General features: G+C 40.7%; 23 protein-coding genes and 1 pseudogene. 6 read left to right on the top strand and 18 right to left on the bottom strand.

What is annotated here, in order from left to right; all coding sequences use genetic code 11:
• Positions 1-4 precede the first annotated feature (4 nt).
• The 8 genes from V7K60_RS09910 to V7K60_RS09945 form a co-directional block, all read right to left on the bottom strand.
• Positions 5-157, bottom strand: coding sequence for a hypothetical protein (locus V7K60_RS09910; protein WP_334925037.1), 153 nt, complete (start codon positions 155-157; stop codon positions 5-7).
• Positions 158-395: 238 nt separating this feature from the next.
• Entirely contained in the window at positions 396-1,553 is a 1,158-nt protein-coding gene (locus V7K60_RS09915) for a hypothetical protein (RefSeq protein ID WP_334925039.1), read from the bottom strand.
• A gap of 396 nt (positions 1,554-1,949) precedes the next feature.
• The gene (locus tag V7K60_RS09920; protein WP_334925041.1) at positions 1,950-3,446 is read right to left on the bottom strand and encodes an Ig-like domain-containing protein; all 1,497 of its coding nucleotides are present in this window, start codon (positions 3,444-3,446) and stop codon (positions 1,950-1,952) included.
• Between the two features lie 59 nt (positions 3,447-3,505).
• Positions 3,506-4,279: a TIGR03943 family putative permease subunit gene (locus tag V7K60_RS09925; protein WP_334925043.1), complete on the bottom strand. Its 774-nt coding sequence runs from the start codon at positions 4,277-4,279 to the stop codon at positions 3,506-3,508.
• A 70-nt stretch (positions 4,280-4,349) separates the two neighbouring features.
• Positions 4,350-5,402 carry a permease gene (locus V7K60_RS09930; RefSeq protein ID WP_334925528.1) on the bottom strand — a complete coding sequence of 351 codons (1,053 nt, stop codon included), beginning with the start codon at positions 5,400-5,402 and terminating at the stop codon, positions 4,350-4,352.
• A gap of 789 nt (positions 5,403-6,191) precedes the next feature.
• Positions 6,192-7,259: a WD40 repeat domain-containing protein gene (locus V7K60_RS09935; protein ID WP_334925045.1), complete on the bottom strand. Its 1,068-nt coding sequence runs from the start codon at positions 7,257-7,259 to the stop codon at positions 6,192-6,194.
• Positions 7,260-7,336: 77 nt separating this feature from the next.
• Positions 7,337-7,630 carry a hypothetical protein gene (locus tag V7K60_RS09940; RefSeq protein ID WP_334925047.1) on the bottom strand — a complete coding sequence of 98 codons (294 nt, stop codon included), beginning with the start codon at positions 7,628-7,630 and terminating at the stop codon, positions 7,337-7,339.
• A gap of 371 nt (positions 7,631-8,001) precedes the next feature.
• Entirely contained in the window at positions 8,002-8,172 is a 171-nt protein-coding gene (locus V7K60_RS09945; protein WP_292776333.1) for a hypothetical protein, read from the bottom strand.
• A gap of 481 nt (positions 8,173-8,653) precedes the next feature.
• On the opposite strand from V7K60_RS09945, the gene ald reads away from it, so the two are divergent.
• Complete coding sequence (ald, locus tag V7K60_RS09950; protein WP_334925049.1) at positions 8,654-9,748, top strand: alanine dehydrogenase; 1,095 nt, start codon at positions 8,654-8,656, stop codon at positions 9,746-9,748.
• A 49-nt stretch (positions 9,749-9,797) separates the two neighbouring features.
• On the opposite strand, the gene V7K60_RS09955 is transcribed toward ald, so the two are convergent.
• From V7K60_RS09955 to V7K60_RS09990, 8 genes are all read right to left on the bottom strand, one after another.
• Positions 9,798-9,977, bottom strand: coding sequence for a hypothetical protein (locus V7K60_RS09955; protein ID WP_334925051.1), 180 nt, complete (start codon positions 9,975-9,977; stop codon positions 9,798-9,800).
• Positions 9,978-10,087: 110 nt separating this feature from the next.
• Positions 10,088-10,990 (bottom strand): tetratricopeptide repeat protein, encoded by a 903-nt coding sequence (locus tag V7K60_RS09960; RefSeq protein WP_334925053.1) that lies wholly within the window; start codon positions 10,988-10,990, stop codon positions 10,088-10,090.
• A 533-nt stretch (positions 10,991-11,523) separates the two neighbouring features.
• Positions 11,524-12,156: a restriction endonuclease gene (locus tag V7K60_RS09965; protein ID WP_334925055.1), complete on the bottom strand. Its 633-nt coding sequence runs from the start codon at positions 12,154-12,156 to the stop codon at positions 11,524-11,526.
• Positions 12,157-12,338: 182 nt separating this feature from the next.
• Positions 12,339-13,391 (bottom strand): tRNA dihydrouridine synthase DusB, encoded by a 1,053-nt coding sequence (gene dusB, locus V7K60_RS09970; protein WP_334925057.1) that lies wholly within the window; start codon positions 13,389-13,391, stop codon positions 12,339-12,341.
• A gap of 201 nt (positions 13,392-13,592) precedes the next feature.
• A complete protein-coding gene (locus V7K60_RS09975; RefSeq protein WP_334925059.1) occupies positions 13,593-14,324 on the bottom strand; it encodes an Rpn family recombination-promoting nuclease/putative transposase in 732 nt (243 codons plus the stop codon).
• Complete coding sequence (locus V7K60_RS09980; RefSeq protein WP_334925061.1) at positions 14,285-14,617, bottom strand: hypothetical protein; 333 nt, start codon at positions 14,615-14,617, stop codon at positions 14,285-14,287. The genes V7K60_RS09975 and V7K60_RS09980 overlap by 40 nt, the downstream gene beginning before the upstream one ends.
• 169 nt (positions 14,618-14,786) lie before the next feature.
• Positions 14,787-14,912: a hypothetical protein gene (locus tag V7K60_RS09985; protein WP_334925062.1), complete on the bottom strand. Its 126-nt coding sequence runs from the start codon at positions 14,910-14,912 to the stop codon at positions 14,787-14,789.
• A gap of 3 nt (positions 14,913-14,915) precedes the next feature.
• Positions 14,916-15,071 (bottom strand): hypothetical protein, encoded by a 156-nt coding sequence (locus V7K60_RS09990; protein WP_334925064.1) that lies wholly within the window; start codon positions 15,069-15,071, stop codon positions 14,916-14,918.
• A 17-nt stretch (positions 15,072-15,088) separates the two neighbouring features.
• On the opposite strand from V7K60_RS09990, the gene V7K60_RS09995 reads away from it, so the two are divergent.
• From V7K60_RS09995 to V7K60_RS10010, 4 genes are all read left to right on the top strand, one after another.
• On the top strand, positions 15,089-15,274 hold the full coding sequence (locus V7K60_RS09995) for a hypothetical protein (RefSeq protein WP_334925065.1): 186 nt from the start codon (positions 15,089-15,091) through the stop codon (positions 15,272-15,274).
• A gap of 267 nt (positions 15,275-15,541) precedes the next feature.
• Positions 15,542-15,877: a hypothetical protein gene (locus V7K60_RS10000; protein ID WP_334925067.1), complete on the top strand. Its 336-nt coding sequence runs from the start codon at positions 15,542-15,544 to the stop codon at positions 15,875-15,877.
• On the top strand, positions 15,870-16,133 hold the full coding sequence (locus V7K60_RS10005) for a hypothetical protein (protein WP_334925068.1): 264 nt from the start codon (positions 15,870-15,872) through the stop codon (positions 16,131-16,133). Before V7K60_RS10000 ends, V7K60_RS10005 begins: the two co-directional genes overlap by 8 nt.
• A gap of 192 nt (positions 16,134-16,325) precedes the next feature.
• Positions 16,326-16,520: a hypothetical protein gene (locus V7K60_RS10010; protein WP_334925553.1), complete on the top strand. Its 195-nt coding sequence runs from the start codon at positions 16,326-16,328 to the stop codon at positions 16,518-16,520.
• On the opposite strand, the pseudogene V7K60_RS10015 reads toward V7K60_RS10010, so the two are convergent.
• A pseudogene (locus V7K60_RS10015) lies at positions 16,473-16,625 on the bottom strand (DUF2887 domain-containing protein); the annotation flags it as partial. The gene V7K60_RS10010 and the pseudogene V7K60_RS10015 overlap by 48 nt on opposite strands.
• 121 nt (positions 16,626-16,746) lie before the next feature.
• Positions 16,747-17,604: an acyl-CoA desaturase gene (locus V7K60_RS10020; RefSeq protein ID WP_334925070.1), complete on the bottom strand. Its 858-nt coding sequence runs from the start codon at positions 17,602-17,604 to the stop codon at positions 16,747-16,749.
• A gap of 309 nt (positions 17,605-17,913) precedes the next feature.
• On the opposite strand from V7K60_RS10020, the gene V7K60_RS10025 reads away from it, so the two are divergent.
• Positions 17,914-19,143, top strand: coding sequence for a TetR family transcriptional regulator (locus tag V7K60_RS10025; RefSeq protein ID WP_334925072.1), 1,230 nt, complete (start codon positions 17,914-17,916; stop codon positions 19,141-19,143).
• Positions 19,144-19,218: the final 75 nt, after the last annotated feature.

Raw genomic sequence — 19,218 nt, forward strand, 5'->3', positions numbered from 1 at the left:
TTAATTATGTTTTGTGTTGATATTCATGAATAAAAACTTCAAAGTCTCTAGCAAATACATCCATCTCATGATCGGTAGATGAAGATAGTATCTTGAAAGTTTCAGAACATAAATCATCTACTTTTTTAGCAATTTGCTTAAATTTAAATTCAGACATTTGTTACTACCTCTATCGCTTTATAATTGTATTTTTAGTGTAAGTCCTGAAAATGACATAGACATTTAGGTGTAATTTTAAATACCCTTTATTGCTCATATAGAGACAAAGAAAAGACTAATAACTACAGCAATTCATCAGGTAAAACTGAGGAATGACCCTTAAAATTGCTTGGATTTAGCAACCTATGCCTTATTGCTGTAAAGTCTGACTCTCGCTTCATCTGTCTTTTTATTTTTTAAAGTTGTGAAATCGCTTCTTTCAGGTCAGCTACAATTACCAAAAGTCCTTTGATGTAAACATCTACCTGTCCCAGCACTTCAGTCTTAGCTCTAACAGCAATATTTGTATCTAGTAATTTTTGGTAAGTTTTGCAAGTTTCCTGCTCGGACTGCTCCAAGCTCTTCCAAAGAGTTTCTTTAGCTTCCTGTTTCGCTTTCTGCCATGCTTTTTTTTCTTGCTCGCAAAAGAACCAACTGAAACATCCAACGACGATAGATGTAACACTAGCTACCCATCCTACAGGATTCCAAAAATTAGCTGCTGCAAAAGCACCAATACTAAAAGCAACAACAGAGGCTGCACCTAAACCAACACCTACCCACTTCAGAGTTTTTTCAAGTTGCCATTTTTGATAGTTTCCGAAATCAGTAGATTCTAACTTAATAGTTCTCATATCATATTGATATTGCCTTTCAAACTCATTTGAAGAAGCTACTAATTCCTGGATTATCTCTTCAAATAAGTTCTCCATAGCAGTTTCAATTTTTTGTTTCTCTTTATTCATGCGCTTTTGATACTCAGACTGAGCAATGTCTTGCCCTAGATATTCCTCAATAAAGCCAGGAATCCATTGTTTAATTTTGCTAAATGAATCTTTACATGACCTTTGAATTTTAATTTTTCCATTTTTAACACTTTCTTGAAAAATATTTTCAATTTCTGCTCGTTTATCTTGCATAAAATCTACCTGAGACAGCAGAGATTTTTGATGTCCTTCTAACATCCTTGTAATTAAATCGAGAAAATATATGATTGCATCAAAAAATGTATTCCAGCGTCTTTTTCTTCCTCTTGTGTATATTTCTGACGCAACTAAACTATAAATTTCTTCTATTCTGCTTAATTCCCAAAGTTTATTGGTAACGCCACTATATTGAGGCTGATTGCTCAGAAATGCTGCACACGCATGAATACAAATAATTGGTACTTCTTCTATGGCTAGGCTGTGACGAATATAACTACGAATATGACGTTTATGTTCATCTAACTTTTGTGAATCAAAAATTTTTTCTAGATTTTTAATAAATCTCTCAAAGCGTTTTGGATTATCAATATCATACTTAATGTGAAGAACCACAAAAAAGTATTTTTTGATTTCTTGCAGCCAAGCCATAGCATCAAATTCACCCGGCTGAACAGAGTCATCGCTAGTGAGAAATATAACTATGTCAGTAACGTGTCCTTAGAAGTAGCGGTGACATCTATACCTTGGATCTGAAAAGATTGATTAAGTTCTGAGACGACTTCTTCAACAGTTAGTGGAATCATACTTAGCCATGAGAATATATTAAACATGCTTATGGCTAAGTATTCCCGTTTCTTGCTAGTTACTCACATTTAATGACTAACAACACAACCAGATTTTTATTGAGATACTCTCAGATGTCAAAGCGACTTTTGCAATGGGGCACTGGTACTGTGGAAAGGGTGGGAAACTTTTTGATAATCTTCCCACACCCCCCTACACTCCCTTATCTCCCTCGTCTTCCCTACTCCCCCTGACTTTCTATCAAGGCAACCATCGGGGATGAAATCCGGCTAAGGGAAGTTGTTCTGGTCTAATTTCGACAGTCGCAGCATCAGCGATGGGCAACAGAGGCATTAACCACAGGCTACTGGTAGCAATAACATCCCCATCATCAGTTTTCAAAGTATTTGTGGGTAATGATGCTGTCGTGTTTGTCTGCGGTACTACTTGGTCAAATAACAACCCCAAACCGTCGGTAGATAAACTCATTTGCACATTCCGTTGAGCGGGAGGCAGTACTAACAGTGGTTTCTGTTGCCCAGTTTTCAGATCAATTGCCACCACATAGGGCTGTTCTATATATTGTTCCTTGGATACTAGCTGTGTCAGCAAGCAGTAGAGGGTGGGTGAGGCGATGTCAAATTGGCAACTAAGAATTGAACCTGTTGTTTTTAATAGTTGTTTCTGCACACCTTGATTTGTCACCAAAAATAAATCCCGCGTGTAATCTGTATTAAACTTTACCATCGCTGCTTGAGAGCCATCTTTGGAAAAAGCTTGTACCAAACCAAACTGCGGCAGAAAATCCAAAGGTTTACTGGCATCACCTTGGAGTGGTAAAATCGCTGCTCCCTGTCCTTGAGCAACCGCTACGGCTTTACTATCTGGTGTCACCATAAAGTCTCCCCCCGGTTGACTTTTTAGGCGTTTTGGGGTGGGTTTTTCTGCTGAACCATCACTGGTTGCTGGCATAAACCATAGTCCAAAGTCGCCAGGATTAGTTTTATTTCCCCGCTGGATAACAATAGTTTGCCCATCAGGTGATAAGTCAAATTTCAGGTTTTGATAATCTTTACTATCTAAAGTCAGGTCAACTTTGCCTTCTGGTTCTGCTTTTTGTCCAGATTTAGCAGAAACGCCTGTTGTCACTGTATACAGTTGGGCTGAAAGTAAGTCTTGATTGTTTGCGGCGCGAGCAGAAAATAAAATTTTCTCTCCATCAGGAAATGACTCAAAGTCGATTACTATCAGGTCTTTGGGGGTAAGTACCCTTTTTTGCTCTTGGGTTAAGTTGTAAAGAACTAACCGTCCCTGTTCTTCTTTGTCGGTTCCGATATAAAGGATGACGCGATCGCGTGTACGAAAGCTACCTGTAAAGGGCTGTATCAGCCGATTTTTGCCCTCTTGCTGGGCAAATTTATCTTTAGCTCCCTGTAACTGCACTTTATAATTTGTGCCATAAGGTGCTGGTGTCACCAGTGTATAAACCATCCGCCGCCCTGCCCAACTGAATTTACCTGCTAGGGGTGGCTCGATTTTCAAGTTATCCTCGACGCTTTTTACTTCCATTGGGCGGCTGAAGGTGAGGGTGAAGGAATTATCTTCTGCCCCAATTTGTTGATTTTGCCAGGTAAATTCCCGGACACGAGCAGTTACCACATCACCTTGCAAGATAATTAACCCAATCAGCACACTCAGCAGTAGCATTAGTGCGATCGCTATGCGATCCAGTGGTTGGAATGCTTTAGATTTAGTCATTGGTTATGGAGCATTGGGCATGGGGCATTGGGCATCTACAAATGACAAAGGACAAATGACTAATAACTATAAGGATTCTGGGGTTGAGGAATCTTTTTGAGAGAGGTAGCGGCAATGGTAAGTTGGCGTTTACCTGCCAAATTTTCTGTCACCATTTGTCCTTCTACTTCTAGCCATGTATCAGCAGAGTAAAGCTCTTGATTATTTTGTAGTTTGACGGGCAATCCCACAGGGTAAGCATCTGCTGCACAGCAACTTAAGACAAATCGTGCTAAAAACAAATATTCTTTTCCTATATCGGGCGGGTGAATCACAAATCCCTGCACCTTGACTTTTTGTCCTGTATATGTATCTGGTTCAGGATAGACATTGACGGTGCGTACCCAGTCTACAAGCGATCGCTCCTCTGGACGAACAGTAGCGCGAAAGGCTTGGGGTTTGACACGTGTGCTTCCCAATAAATCAGTCGTCACCCCCCTTTGGAGTGCTTTGTCACTAGCAAAAACTTGCGGTGTAATCATAAAACCTAGAATCGCTGTAGTCAACAATAAAGCACTGCCCCAACCAGGGGGAAATAAACTAATATGCTGAGTGTTTGGCGTAACATCATGGCGACGCCGTTGCCAAAGTTCCTGCATCTTGAATAAACCAATAATGATAAAGCTGATACCAGTCACAATCACTAACCAAAAGTAATTTGGGTGAATCAACAGGTTCAACTTATTAGTTAGCCAATATCTCAACATCAAAATGCCCCAAGCGGTAATTGCTAGAGCATCCAGCCAAGGAAGTAACAGATTTGGGATTTTAGATTTGGGATTTTTGTTAGCCATTAATCATTAGTAATTAGTCATTGGTCATTAATCATTAAAAAATGACAGATGACTAATGACAAATAGTTTTTTAAAAGACGTGCAAGTTCAGGAAAAGAGTGAATACAAATGTCAATTGTGCTGCTAAAGCAAACAAGTAAAAGATAGTTTTGGGTTTAAAAATCGATAACATCAAACCAACACTTTTGATGTCAATCATTGGCCCAAACACCAGAAATGCCAACAATGAACCGCTGCTAAAGGTTGAGGCAAAAGATAGGGCGAAGAAAGAATCGACTGTAGAACAAATTGATACTATTACTGCTAATATCAGCATGACCACAATTGAGGTAATAGGCCCAGCACCCAAACTGAGAATTAATTCACGGGGAGCTAGGACTTGAATAGCAGCAGCGATCGCACTTCCTAAAATCATCACTCCGCCCAATTCCCGCAATTCTTGGATGCTATTATCCACAACTAGGCGCAGTTTAGCTGCTAGTGGTTTATCAGCAGTAGAGATTGAAGTAGGTGGTACTAAATTAGGAACTATCCGTAGAGGGATACCTGCTTTTCCTCCTAAGATATAAGTCCCCGATTGCAACAGATTCGGTACTGTTTCTTCCTGTTGTTCTTGGTAACGCTTACCACGGCGTTTGGTTTCAGCCTGCGCGGGTGGATTAAACTTCATATAACGAGCGATCGCAGGTTGGACTATGGGATTTAAGTCCTTTTGAAAACTGAAAACAAACCCGATAATTGTGGCAATTGTTAGGGAAAATACGACTCGTAAGACTACTATTTCTGGCTGATCTCGAAATGCTGTCCAAGTGGCCCAAATTACAACTGGGTTAATTGTTGGTGCTGCTAGCAAAAAACCAATTGCCACTGGTGTGGGTACTCCTTGAATCAGGAATCGCCGCGCTACCGGTACATTCCCGCACTCACACACCGGAAACAAAAAGCCGATCATGCTGCCAACTAAAGCACCCAACAGCGGATTTTTGGGCATTTTTTCTACTAGTTTGCGCTCATCAACAAAAAACAGCAGCAAACTGGAGAATAAAACCCCAAGAAGCAAAAAAGGCATCGCCTCGACTAGCAGACTTAAAAATAGCGTAAAACCATTGTTCAGTTGATTCATGAGCGTCGCAGTCAAAAGCGGTTTTTAGTTTTAGGGTTCTGCCTAGTCATTCTATCGAAATGGGGATCAAAAGCAGTTCGGGAAAATTAAACATCATTTAAGTAGCAAGTTATCCTACTTCAAAATAGCTGTTAAGTGCTACAAACCTTGGCCTCCAACGAGTTCATGATTTTTAACTGAGTGCATTTACTGACGATGACCATTTCTAAGATTGTCTAAGTTCAGAAATTGTTCCAACCTAGAGGGCAAGTAACTGCACAGATGATTTGAAATTACCTATGTTTATACTTACAGTAATTTGCTGGATAAGATATTAGTTCGGCTGTATTTTCATCAAGTATTCACAGTTCTTCAACATTTGGGGATCGCTATTATAACTCTTGCAAAAGTCCCTAACACCCCACCTCCAACCCCTCCCCGATGCCAAGGTGAGGGGAGCGTTTGCTTTACTCAAATGCGGGGTGGGGTTCTTTATTTTTGATTTATGCAAGAGGTCTATTGGTTGCTACCATCATTGATTTTGACTAGTTATAGCAAAATTTGATCTGAGCTTTGGTTGATTTTCTACTACAAAAACTCTAAAAAGGCAAGACCAAAGTTTAGCAGATAGAGGAAATGATCGGGGGAATCTTTCGGCGTTAGCGATAGCCTAACTTTCTATATGATGTGAAAAGTTGAGCTATGGCGAGTCACAAAGCCTTGAAAGGAGTGTCAACATGATATCCCCGATTTATTTTCAGAAGTCGGGGATATAGTCTACTTTTTGACGATTATTTTGTGAGATCACTGTTAATTACGTTTTGTTGGAATCCCCCAAATCTTGATTTTTTGATCGAATCCACCACTGGCAAGAATTTTACCATTTGGACTAAAAGCGATCGCACTTACCCAGTCTGTATGTCCACTCAGTGTATTTATTAACTCGCCTGTAGTTAAATCCCACAATTTAATTCCATCTCTGCCGGCACTAGCAAGGGTTTGTCCATCGGGATTAAGGGCGATCGCATTTACCCAGTTATTATGTCCTGTAAGGGTGCGGACTAATTCTCCAGTATTAATATTCCACAGTTTTATGGTGCGATCGTGGCTAGCACTAACTAATGTTTGTCCATCTGGTGTAAAGATCACAGCGCTAACAGCACTAGAATGAGCTACAAATTCACTGATTAATTTACCAGTACTCAAATTCCACAGCTTGATTACACCCTTATTATCACCACTAGCCAAGGTCTGTCCATCAGGACTAATAGCTAGAGTATAAATCGAATTATCAAAGCGTACTATAGTCCCTAGAGGACGCTGCTGTAGCAAATCCCAGAGACGAATCCCATCCAAAGCTCCACTGACAAGAACTTTACTATCAGGAGACACCGCTAAAGATAATACGTTACTGGTATGTCCGACAAAAGAGCGGCTAAATTTTAAATTTTTCAGACTCCAGAGGTTAATCGTATCGTCATCGCTACAGCTAGCGAGGGTTTGCCCATCTGGGGAAATCACTAAAGATTCTACGGCTGCTTTGTGTGCTTTATTAATAGTCGCCAACTTTTTGCCGTTTGCTAAATTCCACAGGCGAATGACACCCTCGTTTTCTGCACCTCCACTCACAAGAATTCTGTTATCTGGAGTGAAAGCGAGGGATTTAATGGTTCCGTTATGTCCTATGAGTGTGTAAAGTAGTTGAGCATTAGCAAAGCTACTGGTAGCTTGGGAGTTTGGCGTTACTTCAATGGCAGCATGAGCTTGATGAATATAAAACCCTTCCCAGGTAATCACTGGAAGGGCAACAGCTGCCATAAATGCCAGGATAATATACGGCCGCAAAAAATTACCGCCACCTCTTCCCTCACTACTCACTCTTTTTCCTCACTTTTATAGATACAATTAAACCCAATAAATTTTGCAGAGTTATTTCAGTAATAACTCTGCACATTTTAAAGAGGTGGTTTTTTCTTAGAAACGCTTAACATTGGTAAAGGCGCACTAGAAGAACGAGAGGGCAAATAATGTTGCACTACAGGCTCCTCTGGTAAAGAACGACGCTGCTGGAGACGCCACAACTTAAAGCCTAGCGCTATCCCTGCCGTTCCGAAACCAAAAGCAAACAACGACCAGCTATCATTCAATCCGCCAATCAGGGCATCCATAACACCCATTGTCATCAATACACTGATTAGTGGCTCTTTTCGGTAGGTTGACTTCAAAAAACGAGGTAATACAGCATTCATCACAGCTTGGTTGGTTCCAGTTCACCTTTTGTGTATATTTACCAAGAATACCTCACCCATAATTTGCCTTTCTCATTCAAGGCAGACACTAATTTATGATTTTTTTAGTAGGGGGAGGAAATTTACTCATTAATCGCCTTGCATATACTAGTTGCAAGTCTATGATATTTCAATCACTAATAGGTATTTGTATTTCGATTCTTCTCTTGCTTACATTCTAGGGCAGTTATTTATGAATAAGTATAATTAATATATCTAGGGCGAAGTACTCCGCTATTAATTATTGAAGTCAAAACCAACTGGTTGTTCCAGCTGGTTGAAACTCTTTTAATTACTAGCTTACAACTTCAAGATTGTGCTTGTTGATGGCACTACTTCAGACCCAGCCATGATAGCACCCCTTGATTGGTGACATATTCAATCACCAGCAGTAAACCAAAGCCAATCATTGCAGCTCGACCATTCAAGCGTTCGGCGTATTCGTTAAAGCCAAATTTAGGCTCTGCTAGTTTAGGTGTAATTGTTGGTTGTGTTTGTGTCATCTTTTAAGAAACCTTATTTTTGGCAGATGGGACTTGATATCAGACTTCTGGTAAAAGTCGCAGAAAGTGGGGATAATCGCTACTTGCTTTTCATGGTATCTGGAAAACCTTTCTCTAAATCTCTCTCTTAGAAGGAAAAAGACTTTGAATTTTTCAGATGACGTTGAAAAGTCAGGTTAACTTAAAAGCTGATTGCAATGCTGGAATGCCAAGATGACTTGATAAATTCTGCAATAGCTTCTTAGTAGGGAGCTATACAATCGCTTTTTTAATAAATTGTTACTATTTTTTATATATTGTATAAATACTGGGGCAATAGTCAAGGGTAAGAGTTTGGGCTACTCAGATTGAATTAAGAAAGTTAGAACAGAAATTAGGTATCTCTAATCCAGCTATCTCTAATACGGAACTAGAAAGATAGAAGTAGCAAGCTTGAGATTGCCAGGCTACAGTTAAACAAAAAAATTATCAGAGGCGATATATGGAAATCGGCGTTCCCAAGGAAAATAAGGATCAAGAGTTTCGGGTAGGGTTGAGTCCTTCTAGCGTGCGGGTGCTGCGAGAAAATGGTCATAGTATCTTCGTCGAGACGCAAGCAGGTAATGGTGCTGGATTCTCCGATGATGACTACAGAAGTGCTGGAGCCGAAATTGTCCCTACATCAGAAACGGCTTGGAATCGGGAATTGGTTGTTAAAGTCAAAGAGCCGCTGACATCTGAGTATAAATTTTTGCAAAAAGGGCAGATATTATTTACTTATTTACATTTAGCAGCCGATCGCAAATTGACAGAGCATTTAATTGATTGTGGCACAACTGCGATCGCTTACGAAACTGTAGAACAACCTGGTGCTAACAGACTACCCTTGCTCACCCCCATGAGCGTAATTGCTGGTCGGCTAGCAGTACAATTTGGGGCCAGATTCTTAGAACGTCAGCAAGGTGGTAGAGGTGTACTTTTAGGTGGTGTACCTGGAGTTCAACCAGGTAAAGTAGTAATTTTAGGTGGCGGCGTTGTCGGCACAGAAGCAGCTAAAATTGCCGTAGGCATGGGTGCGATCGTGCAGATTTTAGATGTGAGTGTTGAGCGCTTATCTTACTTAGAAATACTCTTTGGCTCTAGAGTCGAATTGCTTTACAGCAACTCTGCTCATATTGAAGCCGCCGTTAAAGAAGCGGATTTGCTCATCGGTGCAGTTTTAGTGTTAGGACGTAGAGCACCAATACTAGTATCCCGCGAATTGGTCAAAAAAATGCGTCCTGGTTCAGTAATAGTTGATGTAGCCGTTGACCAAGGCGGTTGTATAGAAACCTTACACCCGACATCTCACACAAATCCGGTATACGTTGAAGAAGGTGTAGTGCATTATGGCGTTCCCAATATGCCAGGAGCAGTACCTTGGACAGCAACTCAGGCACTTAATAATAGTACATTACCTTATGTTGTCCAGTTGGCGAATTTTGGAATTATGGCTCTGGAGGTTAACCCAGCATTAGCTAAGGGTGTAAACGTGCAGAACCATCGCTTAGTGCATCCTGCTGTGCAAGAGGTGTTCCCCGATTTGGTGGTATATTAAGGTGTGCAAGGATTAGGCGATCGCTTATTTTAATGGTGGTAGCGATCGCCTACCACAGCCGCACCATACGTCCACACCTACCACAGACCACACACAGTCGCTCTTGCCATCGTTCACGTAATTGTTCTGGCGAGGGGAAGTTAGACAAATACCTACTAGTCTGGATTTGTCGCGTATCCTCTCCCCGTTCAGCGAACAAATGCCCATTACTGGAGAAGACAAAAGGCATATTAAACCGCTTCTGATAATTTCATGCTTGTTGGATACCAAAATCCGGTAACTTATTTTCTGCTTTAGCCTCAATTACAGCAACAGGCATCGGTGCTTTACCTGGAATTCCTATAATCGATTTAACAGATTCATCACTACTTCATAAGAAGGAATATTGCCTTGAGTCATAAATAATATTGCAGCTTGTTGTAAGTTTTTTATTCCTTTTTGTTTGTCTTTTAGCTGACAATATAAAACACCAATATTGTAGTAAGCTTGAGCTAAATCAGGATTAATTTGGATAGCCTTGTCGAAATCATTCAGTGCTAATTCTGATTTTTGCTGGTTATAGTAAGCTAGACCTCTATTGAGATAAGCTACACTATCATTAGGATTAAATTGGATAGCCTTATTGAAGTCTGCTAGAGCTAATTCCCATTTCTGCTGGTTACAGTATATTAGACCTCTATTGGCATAAGTTTGAGTTAAATCAGGATTAAGTTGAATAGCCTTGTTGTAATCACCCAGTGCTAATTCCCATTTCTGTTGGTGGTTATAGTAAAAAAGACCTCTATTGTAGTAAGCTATAGCTAAATCAGGATTAAGTTGAATAGCCTTGTTATAATCATCCAGTGCTAATTCCCATTTTTTCATATCATCATAAAGATTACCGCGTTCTACGTAACTATCAGCATTATCAGGATTAAGTTGGATAACCTTGTTGTAATCACCCAGTGCTAATTCCCATTTCTGCTGGTTTTTGTAAATATCACAGCGAATAGTGTAAGCAAGATGACAATCAGGATTAAGTTGGATTGCCTTGTTAAAATTTGCCAGTGCTAACTCCCATTGTTTCAGGTCATAGTAAAGAACACCGCGAACGCGGTAAGCAAGAAAACAATCAGGATTAACTTGGATTGCTTTGTTGTAATTAGCCAGTGCTAATTCCCATTGTTTCAGGTCATAGTAAAGAACACCGCGATTGCAGTAAACATTGGCTTCCTGTTCTCGCAGTTGTTGTGGACTATTCATAATTAGTTAATGGTAGGTTTTTTTGAAGTAAGAAGGGTTGTTCACCATAATAGCCTGGTATTATGTTGTTGTCACTTCATATCTTTCCATTTCATATCTTTCCATGATGAAACTGGGAATACTAAATTTATCTTTTTGAAACTAGAGTTAAAACTCTAGTCACTGTATAATTATCAACATCTAAAAATATTTTTAGTTAAAAATAATGAATTTTAATAGTCTAGAATACATCAAAAATTTTAATGATGATGAAAAGCGGGTGTATGATAAGTATCCAATTGGAGCTTATTTTATCTTGTGAGAGATTAATACTGTGCATAACAGTATTTTAAGCGATGATAAATTTATGTAAACGCTTATAATATGTCAAAATAAACTATGAGATTTTTGTAAGTGTTTAGATTTATCAATATAAGTGATGATATTTTTTAACTGTAAGCGCTTATAGTAACCAACAGCCAGACACAACAGTCATCGCCTAGAATCTGATCTTTACCATCAGGTTGGTATAGCCCACACCAGCCATCTAGCTTTTACCCTTCTGCCATCATTTTTTTAGCCTCTTCTAGTATTTCTTCATAAGAAAAGTCAGTTCTGTTTATCCCCTGACTCAGGCTTTTCTGTATCAACTTATGTCGTGCTTCTTCTAATGGATAACGTTGTATACGAATTGGTATTTGAGATATAGCACAACCAGAACCAACTACTTCAATTTTGTCAGTAAATACAGCTACTGACTGATGATGTTCGGGAAAACGAATGAAAAAGTTTTCATCTGTTGAGTTTTGATGAACTTCTATTAACCGTATATTTTCAGCATCTGCTACTTTCTTAGCTCCAGATTGCAGTCCAGATGTGGTTACAATAATTCCATATTTGGCTCTTACATCTTTAATAATATAAGCAAATGCTGCTATAATGTTTTGCTCTACTCTCGCCTCATTTTTGTAATGTTTGCATTCAATCAATATAAGATCATTTTCATCATAGCCATAAGCATCTATCTGCCACTCTGTTCCAGATTTTCCCGAAAAATACTCTTTTGATTGAATTTTGAGATCGGGTAAATTAAAGTGTTCTTCTAAATATTTTTTAACTCTTTCATCATTAAGAATGGCTCTTGTATATTCTTCATATTTTCTCCAGTCTGTTTGGTTTTCAAGCATAAAAATTACTGATAATATACACTATAAAGATTTATTAAAGGAGCCAAAAGTTTAAATTTACAAAGCACTAAGGAAACTTTGCGTATAGTCAGTGCTTATGGAATTAAATTAATTTTAATCATTTTTATTTAATATTAATTTTTCACTTCTAACAGTCATCACCATATAGTCAAATCAATTTTTTAAAGCATTACCAAACTACTTTGTGTTTCTTCTAATTCATAACCATTAGCTAATTTTTCAATTGCTTGGTCAATCATTGCCAAACCTTGATCTACTCTTTCAACTAAACTTAGCTGTCCTCGAAGTTCGGCAGCACCGACGAAACCTTTAGCATACCAAGTCATGTGCTTACGGGCTTGACGTACACCGCGATCGCCTTTATATTCCCACAAAGCTTGTAAATGATCTCTTGCACATTCCAAGCGCTGAATTGGGGTAGGTGGTGGTAATATCTCACCAGTTTTTAGGAAGCGATCGATTTCTCCCACCAAAAACGGATAACCCAAGGTCCCACGGGAACACATGACGCCATCAGCGCCAGTTTGTTCTAAACATTTCACCGCTGCTTCAACGGAAAAAATATCTCCATTCCCAATCACTGGGATAGAAAGCACTTCTTTTACACGGGTAATCCATTCCCAACGGGCATTACCGTTGTACCCTTGAGCGCGGGTGCGTCCATGTACCGTAATCATTTTCGCCCCGGCATCTTCCATTCGCTTGGCAAAGTCGAGAATAGTAATTTCGTTATCATTCCAGCCAATACGGGTTTTTACTGTCACAGGTACATCAACAGCTTTTACCACTTCCCGCACAATTGCTTCTGCTACTTCTGGTTGCCGCAACAACGAAGAACCACCACCATTTTTAGTGATTTTATTAACCGGACAACCCATATTAATATCAACAGTATCAGCACCTTCGGCAACTGCCTTTATTGCTGCTTCTGCCAGGAAATCTGGGCGGCAATCAAATAGTTGAACGCTAATCGGGCGTTCGTTGGGATCTACCTCCATGATTTTGGGCAACTGCTTGACATAATGCAACCCTGTAGCATTCACCATTTCGGTATACATCATTGAATCTGGTGCATAGCGACGCACGAGACGGCGAAACACCATATCTGTCACTCCAGATAGAGGCGACTGGAGAACCCGACTTTTGACCTCGAAGGAGCCAATCTTTAAGGGTTGGGAGAGTCTAGCTTGAAGAATAGGAGAGAGCGAAATCATAGAAAAAATTAAAAATTGTGCAAATGGAAAATAGCAAGAATATGTAGGTAAATTCGTGATAAAGGATACAGCGAATTTCAAGTTAGTGAGGTACACAAGCTAAGTCTCAAAGCCAGGTATAAAACCTGTTTTACTTTTGTTAGCTACGCCCTGCGTAGCCCATTCTGAATTCTGAATTCTGAATTCTGCTGTAATTGTAGGTTACGTATGCTGACTTGGAGGCTGTTTGTGCATTTCTTGTTGAATCTCTTCTAGACTCAAACCTAACTCTTTCGCAGTTTCTTCAAAACTCAATCCCAATCTCAACAACAAAGGTATCATTCTAAACTTTTCTTCACACACTCCTTCTTGCTTGCCTTCCTGCTTACCTTCTTGATAAACTCGTGTTTGTTTCAAATCACTTAACCCAAACATACCTTCAATCTCCTCTCGACTCATCGTCAGAAACTTGTAAACTAATATTGTCTCTATCAATTCTAGTAACTGCCGCCGTTGTAGTTCGATGTTGATTTCTTGCTGGGTTCTCTCTATTAACTGCCTAGCAGCTATAATTGCTGTCTCCTCTTCATCAACGACTAATTTCATCGTAGCAATTCCAACTGGCAATGATGCAGTTTCACCTAATTCATTAAGATAAATGCAACTGACGCGTTTGCTAGTGAAAAATTTACTGTAATTCTTGATATCTGCTGTATCTAAACTGCGATTGGGATAGATAACTACTCCTCGCCAAGAATTTTTCAGTTTATTTTGGCGTAAGTATAAAGAAATTTCTGAAAATAAGCGTGAATAAATTTCTGTGTCAGTTTGAAACTGGACTTCAACAAAGTAAATCGGATTTTCTTCTCCTTGTGTTGGGAGAAAAACGCCATCTATACGGAATCCCCAGTGAGTTACTCGCTGTGAATAGTACCTTGATTTCGGATTAACCACGCCTTAATCTCACCGACTTGTTCAAGAAGGTGGTCTAGTTTGCGTTCAATCTCATCAAATCCAGTAGCAATACCTTGTGAAATTTGCACTTGGTTGCTGCGGAGGTGATTAAAATCGCGCTGCTCGTTCACCGCTTTTACAGCAGCAGCTTCAGCTTGATGAATAGCTTGCTGCCTCTCAAAAATAGCCTGTTGCTTTTCAAATTTCAGCTTATCCCGCCATCGTGCGACCCAGCCAGATATTGCAACTACTAAAGATAATAGTAAGCTGAGTAGAGTAACATCAAATTTCATTATATTCGTAGCGCTGTTTTAATCGCTGTTACATCATCCTCTAACGTCGTCGTATCCATTCCTTCATATTGATAGATAGCAATATTGGCATTAATAAACCATTTGGGAACTTGAAGTGATCCGAAATAATTAATATTTAAATCATCGAAAACTATTAAATTAAACTTACCTAACAATAGTCTTCTTGCAAAATAATTTGCGGAAAATAGCAAGAACATTCGGGTAGGTATTCCAGAATTACGTAATACGCTTCGTTGTAATCTTCTGGGTTAGGGAAATTTAAGTTATTTGTCATTTGTCATTTGCCTAGTGCCTGTGGGGACACACCATTAAACTGGAACAACTCACCTGCACCACTGCTTTTATGCCCTGGCGCGGAAACACCCTCTCCATCACCAGAGAACTGAGCGCGGTAACGAGTTTGCCGCACGGTGATATTTTGATGTCTGCACACAAACCTACGGAAACCAGATGACAACCACAGTTCTAGAACTGATTGAAAACCTGAAACACTACCCAGGTGCGACGGTGGTAACTATCAAAGATGTTGATGATCTTGAATTTGTGATCGTTGATTTCAAATCTGAAAGCGACGGCGTGACTATCGTTATCGGCGAGAAGGAGTACGACGAGGATGATTATTCGAGAACTGATTGAAAAACTGCAAAGCTACCCTACTGGGACGGAGGTATTTATAACAAACGTTGTCAATGGCGATCGGCATTATCCCATCGTTGACATCTAGACTCAAGGCTGTACCCTGAATATCGTAATGAGCAACCAGTCTGAGGAATCAAACGAGGAGGAATAAGTAATTGAAAAGGCGATCAGCCTACCGTCCCTATTGATCGGAAAGCGATGCCTACGGCGAGCTGCGCTAACGCCAGCCAAACAATGCAGTATTTAACTAAGGAAATTCTACCAATGTCAAAGCCAATAGGGTTTTTCACCAGCTACATCACAAACGACGGTTCCTTACTGGAATCGCTCCAAGAGGAGTACAGTAGTACCTTTGAACTGATGACCAGATACGAAAAACTGTATTTAATTTCTGCTCTTGCGATTCAGTTATGCGACGAGTCCCCTGGCAGATGCCGCGATGAAATCTACGTGGTTGGGCATCAAGTTAATAGCTCCTTACCTGTGGCTGACAGAGAGGGATTAATCGAAGCGCTGATTAATCAAGTCCGTCACAGGCATTACTTTTCAGAGCATTTCCACTGCGGGATTTTTGCCTCCTCTGTGGGCATGGTTGGCTAATAGGCTTGAAATTTCCCCCGCCAGGAAAACCAGAATTGAAAATCGCTATAAAATATCCATTGCCAAAAACTACGGCATTGAAATTGACCCAATCTTGGAACTACACGCCGAATGGATGTGTGATATCTCACTCTATGAGCAGCGCTTGGAAGCAAAAATCAGTGAAATGTTGTCTGAGTCAGCATTTAAGCCTTACATGAGCGTCTTTGATAAGTTCGGCTTTAGGTTGCAAGTGCGTAGGCGAAGCCCGTCGTAGACATCGCGTTTACTCACCAGGATTTATCCCTTTGAGTCGTTCCTGGGTGTCAACGGCAGGCCAGTCATTGAATACGAAGTCAGGGAAGTGAAGCGAACCGAGCGCGATCGCAAAAATGGAGAAACCACAGTCTGACGTTTAGCCGGCGATACCAAACGAATTAAACGCAACCGCAGCCGCGACACTTTCAAAATGCGTTTGGGGATGGGTACTGTTCTGGAACAGTCAGGAGATGGACTCGTAAAAAAGCCTAGCAGTTCGTCATTGTGTCGAATCAGCCTGTGGCAGTACGTCCTAACTGGTGTAGAAACTGGAAGGCTACCAGAGAATGAACTGACCAAGGAATTGATTAACTACCGTGAATGCAATTTGCTTGATTTCAATTGAGGAGAATTTATAAGTCTTTGCCGTTTGAGGTGAATTACCAATTAATTCAAAAAAGATCCCAGGAAGTTCTTGAAAAAGACGATAAAAAATGCTGTCAGTTTTCACACTTGATGTATTGCGGTGATTTAATCCGTTAGATTTTACCGTGAAACACTACTGAGAAAAATTAGTAAGCCGACTGCAAGAAGCAATCGGCATAACAAATTCATGATAATTTAGTTGCAATTTAGCCGTGAGTTGCACCTTGAGGAGGATGCGAGATAACTTTTTTAGCTAAACCCAAAGTCTGCAACACTAGGATACTCCACCAAGTAACATCAATTTCCCACCAAGACAACCCAGATTTCGCCATGTGGGGATAAGTATGATGGTTGTTATGCCATCCTTCTCCATAAGTGACGAGGGATACCCACCAAAGATTACGAGCGCCATCATTAGCATCAAAGGTACGATAACCCCATAGGTGTGATGCTGAGTTCACAAACCAGGTTGAATGCCAAAGCAAGACACATCTGAGAAAGACTCCGTAGAATACGAAAGGCCATCCTCCTAAGGCATAAAGCAGCAGTCCGAAGGGTATTTGCAACAGCAAGAAGTAACGATCTAGCCAGCAATAAAAGGGTTGTCTGGCTAAATCAGGGGCATATTTTTTATAGGTTTCATAGTCAAAAAATTCTGGACGTGGGTAAAAAATCCACAATATATGGCTCCACCAAAATCCTCTTTGAGCAGAATAGGGATCTAAATTGATATCTTCTGTGTGGGCGTGATGCTGGCGGTGTCCACCTACCCAAAAAATTGGCCCACCTTGTAAAGCCAGCGCTCCGATCAGGGCGATCGCATACTCTAACCACTTAGGAACCTGGAAACTTTTATGGCTCAGTAGTCGGTGATATCCCAGGCAAATACCAATACTCCCGAATAACCAGTGGAGAAACACTAGCAAACCTAATGCTGGCCAGGAGAAAAACCAAGGAGCCAGAAGTGCTAAAGCATGAAATGTAGCAAAAAATACTACATTTGTCCAACTGAGTTGAGGTGAGTTGCCTTTCTCACGGGCGATCGCCCCAAAATTTGCGGTCATAAAAATTCCTGTTGATGGATGATGAAGTGATTTACTTTTTATTGGGCATAATCCCACTAAGGATTTATCCACCCTCTCACCAGTTAGTTACAGTGAGCCAACGCGGTCTTCTGCCTTGGCGTTAGCCTCTCCTTTTGGGAGAAGGGGAGACGCCAAAGGCGATGGGGGTTTCCCCCATTAGCGACTGGCGTTAGCGCAGCGCTAACGACGCAGGAGCGTCACCCGTAGGGTAGAGTAAAGCAAGTATCACTTACATTTGTTATGCTAGCAGAACTCTGATAACCCTGCAAGTGCCACTTGCATTTCTCTATGTCATCTCAACTCATTTCCACTCGTCAACGCCTAATTCAAGCTGCACTTGAGTTGTTTTCTGCTCAGGGAGTAAGCGCTACCACAACCCGCCAAATTGCTGAAAAAGCCGAAGTCAATGAAGTGACTCTATTTCGGAATTTTGGCAATAAGCATGGACTGCTTTTAGCTGTGCTGGAAGAGTCCGCAGCCTTCAAGGATTTAGGTGAGTCGCTGGTGCGGCGGGCAACACCTCCTGGCAATGTTTACCAAGCTCTTAAAGATTATGCAAGTGATAGCTTACATGCATTAGAACGAGTACCAGAGTTCGTCCGATCTGTAGTAGGTGAAGCTGACCAATTTCCGGCAGAAAATCGCCGCGCACTAGGCAGGGGAGTAACTGAGGCAAACCGTTATGTAGCTCAGTATTTAGCTACTGTAATCCAGCAAGGACACCTAAATACCTATTTACCTGCAGAAAAATTAGCAAGTTTGCTGAATGGGATGATTTTGGGATATGCAGTAATTGAGTTCACCAGCGAATTTCACGAACTTTGGGAGGATCGGGATGATTTTCTCGAAAATTTGGTGGAGTTGTTTTTACATGGAGCGATGTCATCCTCAGCAGAATCAGCAATAAACTCCTTACAAGGAGGATTCACCACCACAGAAATAGCTGATTTGCCAGCTAGTTTAGTTCACGAAATTCTGCAACAGTCTAGGAAATTTGGAGTACGAGATTATGCCTTGGCTTACGTATTATTTGGGGCTGGGTTATCCGCCACAGAAATAACTAGCTTGGAGCGATCGCACCAAATCTACGATACTCAAGGGCACTTCCTGCAAATCACAATCCCCGGATTTGTGCGTCAAGTCCCTGTAAATCAGTGGATTTTGGGCAAACGCTACGGTTCTTTTACTAATAATCCCTTAATCAAATGGCTGAAAAGTCGTAAAGATGCTCAAACAGCCATGTTTCTGAATGAAACAGGCACACGCATCTCAGAATCAGAACTTGAGACACGTTGGCAAATATGGAGTGAAGGATTATTAACTCCCCAAGGACAAACACCAGCGATCGCCCAAGCACAACAAACCTGGCGCGTAGAAATGTTAATGCGAGGGATCGCTTTAGAAAACCTGAGTATTTTTACAGCTTGCGATCGCGCGCAATTACAACCTTATGTCCGTCGAGCCAAAGAAAAAGCCGCCCTAGAGCAAGCGACTCGTTTGGATCATAAGCCAGGATAAAAGTGGGGAGATTAGCTGTACTCTCATACCATTTCACTAAATTATTGATACAAATTACTTCCCCTGCCTCCCCTG

Origin of the sequence: Nostoc sp., assembly GCF_036917555.1 — a bacterium.
Lineage (GTDB): Bacteria > Cyanobacteriota > Cyanobacteriia > Cyanobacteriales > Nostocaceae > Nostoc.

Excerpts from the sequence above, each read along its gene's own strand:
- V7K60_RS09910 (WP_334925037.1), bottom strand. The coding sequence starts at position 157 with ATGTCTGAATTTAAATTTAAGCAAATTGCTAAAAAAGTAGATGATTTA.
- V7K60_RS09915 (WP_334925039.1), bottom strand. The coding sequence starts at position 1,553 with ATGGCTTGGCTGCAAGAAATCAAAAAATACTTTTTTGTGGTTCTTCAC.
- V7K60_RS09920 (WP_334925041.1), bottom strand. The coding sequence starts at position 3,446 with ATGACTAAATCTAAAGCATTCCAACCACTGGATCGCATAGCGATCGCA.
- V7K60_RS09925 (WP_334925043.1), bottom strand. The coding sequence starts at position 4,279 with ATGGCTAACAAAAATCCCAAATCTAAAATCCCAAATCTGTTACTTCCT.
- V7K60_RS09930 (WP_334925528.1), bottom strand. The coding sequence starts at position 5,402 with ATGAATCAACTGAACAATGGTTTTACGCTATTTTTAAGTCTGCTAGTC.
- V7K60_RS09940 (WP_334925047.1), bottom strand. The coding sequence starts at position 7,630 with ATGAATGCTGTATTACCTCGTTTTTTGAAGTCAACCTACCGAAAAGAG.
- V7K60_RS09945 (WP_292776333.1), bottom strand. The coding sequence starts at position 8,172 with ATGACACAAACACAACCAACAATTACACCTAAACTAGCAGAGCCTAAA.
- ald (WP_334925049.1), top strand. The coding sequence starts at position 8,654 with ATGGAAATCGGCGTTCCCAAGGAAAATAAGGATCAAGAGTTTCGGGTA.
- V7K60_RS09955 (WP_334925051.1), bottom strand. The coding sequence starts at position 9,977 with ATGCCTTTTGTCTTCTCCAGTAATGGGCATTTGTTCGCTGAACGGGGA.
- V7K60_RS09960 (WP_334925053.1), bottom strand. The coding sequence starts at position 10,990 with ATGAATAGTCCACAACAACTGCGAGAACAGGAAGCCAATGTTTACTGC.
- V7K60_RS09965 (WP_334925055.1), bottom strand. The coding sequence starts at position 12,156 with ATGCTTGAAAACCAAACAGACTGGAGAAAATATGAAGAATATACAAGA.
- dusB (WP_334925057.1), bottom strand. The coding sequence starts at position 13,391 with ATGATTTCGCTCTCTCCTATTCTTCAAGCTAGACTCTCCCAACCCTTA.
- V7K60_RS09980 (WP_334925061.1), bottom strand. The coding sequence starts at position 14,617 with ATGAAATTTGATGTTACTCTACTCAGCTTACTATTATCTTTAGTAGTT.
- V7K60_RS09985 (WP_334925062.1), bottom strand. The coding sequence starts at position 14,912 with ATGACAAATAACTTAAATTTCCCTAACCCAGAAGATTACAACGAAGCG.
- V7K60_RS09995 (WP_334925065.1), top strand. The coding sequence starts at position 15,089 with ATGACAACCACAGTTCTAGAACTGATTGAAAACCTGAAACACTACCCA.
- V7K60_RS10000 (WP_334925067.1), top strand. The coding sequence starts at position 15,542 with ATGTCAAAGCCAATAGGGTTTTTCACCAGCTACATCACAAACGACGGT.
- V7K60_RS10010 (WP_334925553.1), top strand. The coding sequence starts at position 16,326 with ATGCGTTTGGGGATGGGTACTGTTCTGGAACAGTCAGGAGATGGACTC.
- V7K60_RS10020 (WP_334925070.1), bottom strand. The coding sequence starts at position 17,604 with ATGACCGCAAATTTTGGGGCGATCGCCCGTGAGAAAGGCAACTCACCT.
- V7K60_RS10025 (WP_334925072.1), top strand. The coding sequence starts at position 17,914 with ATGTCATCTCAACTCATTTCCACTCGTCAACGCCTAATTCAAGCTGCA.